Origin of the sequence: Bacillus sp. BHET2 (genome assembly GCF_005938125.1) — a bacterium.
Lineage (GTDB): Bacteria > Bacillota > Bacilli > Bacillales > Bacillaceae_B > Rossellomorea.
In genome coordinates, this window is the sequence record NZ_VCQN01000064.1 from 1 (window position 1) to 307 (window position 307).

General features: G+C 44.6%; 1 tRNA gene. It reads left to right on the plus strand.

Annotated features, from left to right (window positions below):
- The first annotated feature begins 49 nt into the window (after positions 1–49).
- A tRNA-Ala gene (locus tag FGG79_RS21535) sits at positions 50–125 on the plus strand.
- Positions 126–307: the final 182 nt, after the last annotated feature.

Genomic DNA, 307 nt, shown 5'->3' on the forward strand with positions numbered 1-307 from the left:
TGAGGTCGGTGGTTCGAGTCCACTTAGGCCCACCATATTCGATCCCCTTGGGGCCTTAGCTCAGCTGGGAGAGCGCCTGCTTTGCACGCAGGAGGTCAGCGGTTCGATCCCGCTAGGCTCCACCAAGAATTTTTGCGCAAGCGAAATATTCATCCATACTGTCTCTTACGAGACACATGATTGTTCTTTGAAAACTAGATAAAGATAAATTGATAGTCAAGAAATTACCGAGTATCGCCATTTTAGGTTTTAAACCTTAAGTAGTAAGTGATCAAATGTTGATTTAACAGCCTAGCTGTTGAACAAG